At 68.3% G+C, this 8,557-nt stretch carries 9 protein-coding genes; all 9 read left to right on the top strand.

Features of this window, described 5'->3' with window-relative positions; all coding sequences use genetic code 11:
- On the top strand, window positions 1–551 hold a 551-nt coding region (locus DSP71_RS01090), incomplete at its 5' end, for a shikimate dehydrogenase (protein ID WP_258546194.1).
- 63 nt (window positions 552–614) lie between these two features.
- A complete protein-coding gene (gene aroC, locus DSP71_RS01085; RefSeq protein ID WP_058631207.1) occupies window positions 615–1,844 on the top strand; it encodes a chorismate synthase in 1,230 nt (409 codons plus the stop codon).
- Window positions 1,828–2,346 (top strand): shikimate kinase, encoded by a 519-nt coding sequence (locus DSP71_RS01080; RefSeq protein WP_113680145.1) that lies wholly within the window; start codon window positions 1,828–1,830, stop codon window positions 2,344–2,346. Before aroC ends, DSP71_RS01080 begins: the two co-directional genes overlap by 17 nt.
- Window positions 2,343–3,431 (top strand): 3-dehydroquinate synthase, encoded by a 1,089-nt coding sequence (gene aroB, locus DSP71_RS01075; protein ID WP_058631205.1) that lies wholly within the window; start codon window positions 2,343–2,345, stop codon window positions 3,429–3,431. The genes DSP71_RS01080 and aroB overlap by 4 nt, the downstream gene beginning before the upstream one ends.
- Entirely contained in the window at window positions 3,428–3,865 is a 438-nt protein-coding gene (locus tag DSP71_RS01070) for a type II 3-dehydroquinate dehydratase (RefSeq protein ID WP_046747146.1), read from the top strand. The genes aroB and DSP71_RS01070 overlap by 4 nt, the downstream gene beginning before the upstream one ends.
- A 55-nt stretch (window positions 3,866–3,920) precedes the next feature.
- Window positions 3,921–4,481 carry an elongation factor P gene (gene efp, locus DSP71_RS01065; protein WP_046747145.1) on the top strand — a complete coding sequence of 187 codons (561 nt, stop codon included), beginning with the start codon at window positions 3,921–3,923 and terminating at the stop codon, window positions 4,479–4,481.
- A 3-nt stretch (window positions 4,482–4,484) separates the two neighbouring features.
- Window positions 4,485–4,895 (top strand): transcription antitermination factor NusB, encoded by a 411-nt coding sequence (gene nusB / locus DSP71_RS01060; protein WP_045265339.1) that lies wholly within the window; start codon window positions 4,485–4,487, stop codon window positions 4,893–4,895.
- A 78-nt stretch (window positions 4,896–4,973) separates the two neighbouring features.
- Window positions 4,974–7,934: a DEAD/DEAH box helicase gene (locus DSP71_RS01055; RefSeq protein ID WP_113680144.1), complete on the top strand. Its 2,961-nt coding sequence runs from the start codon at window positions 4,974–4,976 to the stop codon at window positions 7,932–7,934.
- Window positions 7,935–8,015: 81 nt separating this feature from the next.
- Window positions 8,016–8,557 (top strand): MBL fold metallo-hydrolase (locus tag DSP71_RS22850; RefSeq protein WP_258546193.1); only part of this gene is annotated, 542 nt, incomplete at its 3' end.

Below are 8,557 nucleotides of genomic sequence, written 5' to 3'. Positions count from 1 at the left end.
CGCTCCTGTTGGGGGAGCATCTCGCCGGTTTCAACACCGATGTGGGTGGCATCGTCGACGCTCTCACCGAGGCCGACGTGCCCGAGGCGGGGCAGGTGCGCATCCTCGGCGCGGGAGCCACGGCGTCGTCCGCACTCGTCGCCGCCTCCGAGCTCGGCGCCGTGCGTGTCGACGTCCGAGCGCGGCGCCCCGAAGCCGCTGCCGCACTCGTGGAACTCGGTGAACGGCTCGGAGTGATCGTCGACGTCGACTCCTTCGACGCGCCGCTGACTGACGTGGACCTCACCGTGGCGACGCTGCCCGGAGGCGCTGAGCTCTCCGCGGATGTCGCCGCAGCACTGGCCGCGTCAGGCGGAGTCCTCTTCGACGTGGCGTACGCACCCTGGCCATCTGCCCTCGCCGCGCTGTGGGGCGGAGACCGTGCCATCTCCGGACTCGGCATGCTGCTGCACCAGGCCGTGCGCCAGATCCGCATCTTCCGGAACGGAGATCCGGCGATCGCGCTGCAGGACGAGGACTCTGTGATCGCCGCCATGCGCGCCGCTCTCTGAGACGGTCGGCGCGGACGACGAAACGCGGCGCGGGGCAGGTCGAACCCGTGGGAGACTGGAGCAATGCTCCGCGTGCTCACGGCCGGCGAATCGCACGGCCCAGAACTCATCGCCGTCATGGAGGGACTGCCCTCCGGCGTCCCTGTGTCCTCCGAGGCCATCCAGGCCGATCTGGCTCGGCGCAAGCTGGGCTACGGTCGCGGTTCACGGATGAAGTTCGAGCAGGACGAGCTGACGATCTCGGGCGGCGTGCGACACGGGAAGAGCCTCGGCAGTCCGATCGCGCTCCGGATCGGCAACACCGAGTGGCCGAAGTGGATCGAGGTCATGAACCCCGAGCCGGTGGAGCTCACGGACAAGTCCCGTGGCCGCAGCGCACCCCTCACGCGTCCACGTCCTGGTCACGCCGACCTCGTCGGCATGCAGAAGTACGACTTCGACGAGGCCCGTCCGATCCTCGAGAGGGCGAGCGCCAGGGAGACCGCCGCACGCGTCGCACTCGGTGCGATCGCCCGTTCGTTCCTCGGCGAGCTCGGTATCCGGCTCGTCAGCCACACGTTGTCGATCGGTCCGGTCCGCGTGCCGGAGGGATCGTCGCTGCCCACACCGGACGACGTGGATGCTCTGGACGCGGATCCGCTCCGGTGCTTCGACCCGACGACCTCCGCGCTGATGGTCGCTGAGGTGGACGACGCCAAGAAGGACGGCGACACCCTCGGTGGCATCGTCGAGGTCCTCGCGTACGGGCTGCCGCCCGGACTGGGCTCCCACGTGCACTGGGACCGTCGCCTGGACGCGCGCCTCGCGCAGGCGCTCATGAGCATCCAGGCCATCAAGGGGGTCGAGGTCGGCGACGGCTTCGAGACCACGCGCCGACGGGGGTCTGCGGCGCACGACGAGCTCTTCGCCACCGCCGAGGGCATCACCCGCGGTTCCGATCGAGCCGGTGGCACCGAGGGCGGCATGTCGACGGGGACGGTGCTCCGCGTGCGCGCAGGGATGAAGCCGATCGCCACCGTGCCGCATGCGCTGCGGACGATCGACATCTCCACCGGAGACGATGCCACCGCCCACCACCAGCGATCCGACGTGTGCGCCGTGCCTGCGGCGGGCGTCGTCGCCGAGGCCATGGTCGCGGTCGAGCTCGCGAACGCCGTGCTGGAGAAGTTCGGCGGAGACAGCATCCGCGAGACCCGTCGCAACCTTGACGGATACCTGGCTGGCATCCCCGAAGAGCTGCGCACGACCCCCGCGTCCGAGGCGGCGCTCATCGCGCATGACGAGCGCGGCTGATCCGCTGACGCTGGTGCTGGTCGGTCCGATGGCCGCCGGCAAGACCAGTGTCGGTCGGCGGGTGGCGCGTCGGCTCGGAGTCGACTTCATCGACACCGACAAGCGGATCGTCGCCGCTCACGGTCCGATCTCGGTGATCTTCGAGCAGCACGGCGAGGAGCACTTCCGCGACCTCGAGCGGGCGGCCGTGGCCGAGGCGCTCTCCGAAGGGGGAGTGATATCGCTCGGCGGAGGCGCGGTGACGAAGGCCGCGACGCGGGATCTGCTCGTCGAGCATCCGGTGGTGTTCCTGACCGTGAGTCCCGAGGCCGTCGCCGATCGGCTGCGCGGCAGCAGCCGTCCGCTGCTGGCGGGGGAGGACCCGCTGGAGCGCTGGAAGAAGATCTTTGAGGAGCGTCGAGGGTGGTACGACGAGGTCTCCTCGGCCACCTTCGACACCTCACGTCGTCCGATGCAGAAGATCGCGGACGACATCGTGGCATGGAGGAGAGAGCAGCGATGAGCACGACGACCATCAGCGTCACCGGAGACGACGCCTACGACATCACGGTCGGACGGGGGATCCTCGATCGGGTCTCGGCCGCGCTCGCACCGGGGGTGCGCAAGGTGCTCGTCGTGCACCCGCCGACCCTCGCGGCCCGCGCTGCTGAACTGCGCGACCGCCTCCTCGCCGATGCTGCCGATGGGCCGCGCGAGGTGCTCCTCGCCGAGATCCCCGATGCCGAGCAGGGCAAGCGGATCGAGGTCGCCGCCTTCTGCTGGCAGGTCATGGGTCAGGCCGACTTCACACGTTCCGATGCCGTGATCGGCTACGGCGGGGGCTCCGTCACCGACCTCGCCGGCTTCGTCGCCGCGACCTGGCTCCGCGGCGTGCAGCTCATCCAGGTGCCGACGACCGTTCTCGGACTGGTGGACGCGGCTGTCGGCGGCAAGACAGGTGTCAACACGGCCGAGGGCAAGAACCTCGTCGGAGCGTTCTGGGCACCGACGGCTGTGGTCGGAGACCTCGACGAACTCGCCAGCCTGAGCCCGAACGAGGCGACGGCGGGCTTCGCGGAGGTCGTGAAGGCCGGCTTCATCTGGGCGCCCGAGATCCTCGACATCGTCGAAGCAGATCCCGCACGCGCCGTGGACCCGACGACCGAGGAGTTCCGTCGTGCCGTCGAGCTCGCGATCCGGATGAAGGCCGAGGTCGTGTCGGACGACTTCCGCGAGGCCGGACTGCGGGAGATCCTCAACTACGGCCACACACTCGGCCACGCGATCGAGCACGCGGAGCGCTACCGGTGGCGTCACGGCGCCGCGATCTCGGTCGGCATGCTGTACGCGGCCGAGCTCTCGCGTCTCGCGGGACGGCTGTCGGACACGGCAGCCGAGCGCCACCGCACCATCCTGGAATCGCTGGGACTTCCGACGTCGTACCGTGCCGGTGCCTGGCCGCAGCTGCTCGCCACGATGCAGCGCGACAAGAAGAGCCGCGGAGGCATGCTGCGGTTCATCCTGCTCGACGACATCGCGAAGCCGACGGTGCTGCAGGCCCCGGACGAATCGCTGATGTTCGCCGCCTACCAGGAGGTGGGCGCGTGACCCGACGCATCCTCCTCGTCAACGGGCCGAACCTGAATCTGCTCGGCTCGCGCGAACCGGAGATCTACGGCACCGCGACGCTCGCCGACGTCGAGCGCCTCACCGCCGATGCCGCGGCGGACGTGGGCTTCGAGGTGCGCGCAGTGCAGAGCAATCACGAGGGGGTGCTGATCGACGCGATCCACGCGGCACGCGAAGACTGCGTGGCCATCGTGATCAATCCGGGCGGACTCACGCACACGTCCGTGGTCCTTCGCGACGCGCTCACCGGAGTGTCCCTGCCCTTCGCCGAGGTGCACATCTCCGACGTCTACGCTCGAGAGGCGTTCCGGCACCACTCGTACCTCGACGACGTCGCCGCCGTGCGCGTCGTCGGGCGCGGAGTGGACGGCTACGCGGACGCCGTGCGGCAGCTCGCAGCACTCATCCCTTAGAATCGACTGTCGGCTCCGCCCGACCCCGCAGACTCACGAACGGAACTCGCAGCGCATGGCATCTACCGCAGACATCAAGAACGGCGTCGTCCTCAGCATCGACGGGCAGCTCTGGAGCGTCATCGAGTTCCAGCACGTCAAGCCCGGCAAGGGCGGTGCGTTCGTGCGCACCAAGCTCAAGAACGTCGTCTCCGGCAAGGTCGTCGACCGCACCTACAACGCCGGCGCGAAGATCGAGATCGAGAACGTCGACCGCCGCGACTACACGTACCTGTACACGGACGGCGACGGCTACGTCTTCATGGATCAGACCGACTTCGACCAGATCACGGTCGGCGCCGCCACGGTCGGCGACGCGAAGAACTTCCTCCTCGAGAACCAGAACGTCACGATCGCCCTGAACAACGGCAACCCGCTGTACATCGACCTGCCGGCGTCGGTGGTCCTCGAGATCACCTACACCGAGCCTGGCCTGCAGGGCGATCGTTCCTCGGCCGGGACCAAGCCCGCCACGCTCGAGACCGGCTACGAGATCCAGGTGCCGCTGTTCGTCGAGAGCGGCACGAAGGTCAAGGTCGACACTCGCACGGGTGACTACCTCGGCCGCGAGAAGTAAGGCGTGAGCGCCCGGACGAAGGCGCGCAAGCGCGCTCTCGACATCCTGTTCTCCTCTGACGTGCGAGGAGACGACCTCGCGGTGACGCTGGCTGCCGAGGCGAAACGCGCGGCGAGCGAGCCCGCCCGTGAGGCCTCGTGGCTGTACGCCCGTGAGATCGTCGACGGCATCATCGACTCGCGCGACGAGATCGACGAGCAGATCACGACCCACAGCAGGGACTGGAAGCTCGAGCGGATGCCCGCTGTCGACCGCGCCCTGCTGCGCATCGCCGTGTGGGAGATCCTCCACAACGACGAGGTTCCCACTGCCGTCGCCATCGACGAGGCGGTGGAGCTCGCGAAGGAGTTCTCGACCGACGACTCCGGGGCCTTCGTGCACGGCGTCCTCGCGCGGGTGGCCCGAGCCGCCTGATCCGTCGCACACGGCAGCCCTGTCGGTGGCGGCACTGTCGGTGACTGCACTGTCGGCGGTGTCGGAGAGGATGGCTGCATGTCCCTCGCTTCTGACCCGACTCGTCCGGAAGACGCGTCGTCGGCGAACTGGAGGAGCATCCTCGGTCCGGCGCGCGTCGACGCCGACACGCCGCTCGCGCTCGGCATCGAACTCAGAGTGCGCGACGGCCGCGGGGCGAATCCGTGGGCATCCCGTCCCCAACGGACCGCGACCGCCCGCGACGTCGCGACACGCACAGGCGAGATCCTGCTCGGGATCCGGCCGCTCGAGCAGAGCCTCTCGACCGGGTCCTGGGTGCAGGGGACTGCGACCTGGGACGCGGTACGACGCTCGCCGACGCAGTACGGACGTGATCGCTCACGGTGGTTCGCCGACCTGCTCAGCATCGCGCGTGACACGCTCCTGTCCGGCACAGCCGGCGACTGGCTCGTCGCCGATCTGATCGAGTCAGGGCTCCTCTGGGGACATCTTCGCGCCGCCTCGGAGGTCGGGATCCCTCTCGTCGCCATGCAGAAGAGCACGACCGTCGTGCTCGCCGATCGTGCCGAGATCCGCGCGACCGTCGGACGCGGCGACGACGGAGGTCTCACCGTGCACCCTCACATCGTGATCGACGGGCACGATGCGGAACCCTCCTCGGTGCAGACCATCGGACACAGCGGTGTGTACGAGATCTCCCAGCGGGGGAGTGCGATCAGGGTGACGCTCGCCGAGGTGCCACTCAGCGAGCCGGTGCACGCCCTGCTCGGTGCGAGGACAGGTCTCGAGGTTCCCCCGGGAGACGAGGGCGCGTTCTTCCGTGACGCCTACCCGCTGCTGGCACGTCGGATCGAGGTGCGCCCGACCGGTCGTGTCGAGCTCCCCGCACTGCCCGCCCCGCGCCCGGTGCTCGCGCTGTCATTCCTTAGAGGCGACACCGTCAAGTACATGTTCGAGTGGGAGTATCGCGGCTTCGGAAGGGTTCCGTTCGCGCAGGACGGGGATGCCGTGCGCGACACCGCCGCCGAAGATGTGCTCCGCGAGACTCTGCGTGCGGTGTGGGCCGATCATCTCGGAGAAGAGCTCGCCTCGACAGGCTCGTTCCATGATGTCTCGGCCGCCGAGTTCGTCACACGCCTCGTGCCCGCTCTCGAGGCCGAGGGCGTCGTGGTCGTGGTCTCGGGGCGTCGGAAGACTTATCACGAGCTCACGGGAGAGCCCGAGATCACGGTGTCGACCGTGGAGAGCAGCGACCGGGACTGGTTCGATCTCGGAGTCCTGGTCAAGATCGACGGACGCACCATCCCGTTCGAACCGCTGTTCACGGCGCTCAGCAGGGGCCGGAAGAAGCTCCTCCTCGTCGACGGCAGCTACTTCTCGCTGAATCATCGTGCCCTCGATCGGCTGCGCGAGCTGATCGACGAGGCAGGGGAGCTCGAGGAATGGGAGACCGGCCCGCGGATCAGCCGCTACCAGACGGACCTCTGGGAGGAGTTCGAAGACCTCGCGGATGAAGCTCTGCCCGCCGTCACCTGGCGCGCGACCGCCGAGGGCCTGCGCACCGCCGCCTCGGTGCCTGTCGTCGCCGTGCCGTCGGGTATCACTGCCGACCTCCGTCCGTACCAGCGTGAAGGGCTGGACTGGCTCGTCTTCCTGTGGAGCCATCGCCTCGGTGGCATCCTCGCCGACGACATGGGTCTCGGCAAGACGCTCCAACTGCTGGCACTCATCGTGCACGCGCGGGAAGCGGGGGAGCGGCGGCCCTTCCTCGTGGTGGTTCCCACCTCGGTGCTCGCCACCTGGCGCAACGAGGCGGCGCTGTTCGCCCCGACCTTGCGGGTGCTACTGCGGGGGTCCACACAGGGCCCGTCCCTCGACGAGGGCATCCGTGGGGCCGATGTCGTCATCACGAGCTATGCTGTCGCCCGTCTCGACGAGGTCGAGTACGCGGGCATCGACTGGGCGGGTCTGATCCTCGACGAAGCACAGTTCGTGAAGAACCCGGAGACCAAGCTGCACCGGGCCGTCGCCTCCTTCCGAGCGGATGTGACGTTCGCCGTCACCGGAACACCGATGGAGAACAGCCTCAGCGAGCTCTGGGCTCTGCTGAAGCTCACCGCTCCCGGACTCTTCGCCTCTGCACGGAAGTTCCGCGAGCAGTACATCCAGCCGATCGAGCAGGGCAAGGTGCCGGAGAACGAGGAGGGCGGAGCCTATCGCCAGCGTCGTCTCGAGCAGCTGCGTCGGCGCATCCGACCACTCCTGCTCCGGCGTACGAAGGAGATCGTGGCGCCGGACCTGCCGGCGAAGCAGGAGCAGATCCTCGAGGTCGAACTCAGTGCCTCCCACCGCGCCCTCTACGACGTGGTCCTGCAGCGCGAACGCCAGAAGGTCCTCGGGCTGCTGGAAGACCTCGATCGCAACCGATTCATCGTGTTCCGCTCGCTCACCCTGATGCGCATGCTCAGCCTCGCACCGGCGCTGATCGATCCCGAAGACGCGAAGATCGGCTCCCGCAAGCTCGACGTGCTGATCGAGCGGGTTATCGAGCTGCAGGCGGAAGGCCACCGTGCGCTCGTGTTCAGCCAGTTCACGTCGTTCCTCGACCTGGCCGCGGCCCGCCTCGACGCCGCAGGCATCCCGTACACGCACCTGGACGGTTCCACGCGGCATCGCCAGCAGGTGGTCGACGGGTTCACGTCCGGCGAGCAGCCCGTGTTCCTGATCAGCCTGAAGGCCGGAGGATTCGGTCTCACCCTGACCGAGGCCGACTACGTGTTCCTGCTCGACCCGTGGTGGAATCCGGCCGCCGAAGCGCAGGCGGTCGACCGCACGCACCGCATCGGCCAGGACAGCCAGGTGTTCGTCTATCGGATGATCGCCACCGGCACGATCGAGGAGAAGGTGCTCGACCTGCAGCGCCGCAAGGCACGGCTGTTCACCGCGGTACTGGACGACGAGGCGCTGTTCGCGCAGTCGCTCTCCGCCGACGATATCCGCGGGCTGTTCGACGGCTGACCGGAATACTCACGGCGGTGCCGACCGGTCGCACAGGGACCCCTCGGTACAATCGAACGGTTCACTTTCGGGAGGAATGCAATGCGGATCACGGGACTCGGCCACGCCGGGATGTTCATCGAGACGGTCGGCGGGAACATCATCTGTGACCCGGTCCTCGGACCGTCGTTCTACGGATCATGGTTCCCGTTCCCCGACAACCGCGGCCTTGACTGGGAGCGCTACGGCCGCGACGCCGACTTCCTCTGGATCTCGCACCGCCACCGCGACCACTTCGACCCGCGCCTCCTCGAGCGGTACATCCGCAAGGACATCGAGGTGCTGCTGCCCGAGTACCCGACGGATGATCTCGAGAAGGACATCCGCGCGCTCGGCTACACGAACATCACCTACGCCCCGGCCGGACAGGTGATCCAGCGGGGCGAGCTGAAGATGATGGTCACGCCGCTCCGAGCACCCAGCGACGGGCCGATCGGCGACTCCTCGCTGAGCGTCGACGACGGCACCGGCTCGATGCTGAACCAGAACGACTCGCACCCGCTCGACCTCGAGAAGCTCCTCGACTTCGGCAAGCCCGACGCATACTTCACCCAGGTTTCCGGCGCGATCTGGTGGCCCATGGT

Origin of the sequence: Microbacterium sp. H6 (genome assembly GCF_003314775.1) — a bacterium.
Lineage (GTDB): Bacteria > Actinomycetota > Actinomycetes > Actinomycetales > Microbacteriaceae > Microbacterium > Microbacterium oxydans.
This window is presented reverse-complemented; position numbering and strand designations above follow the sequence as displayed.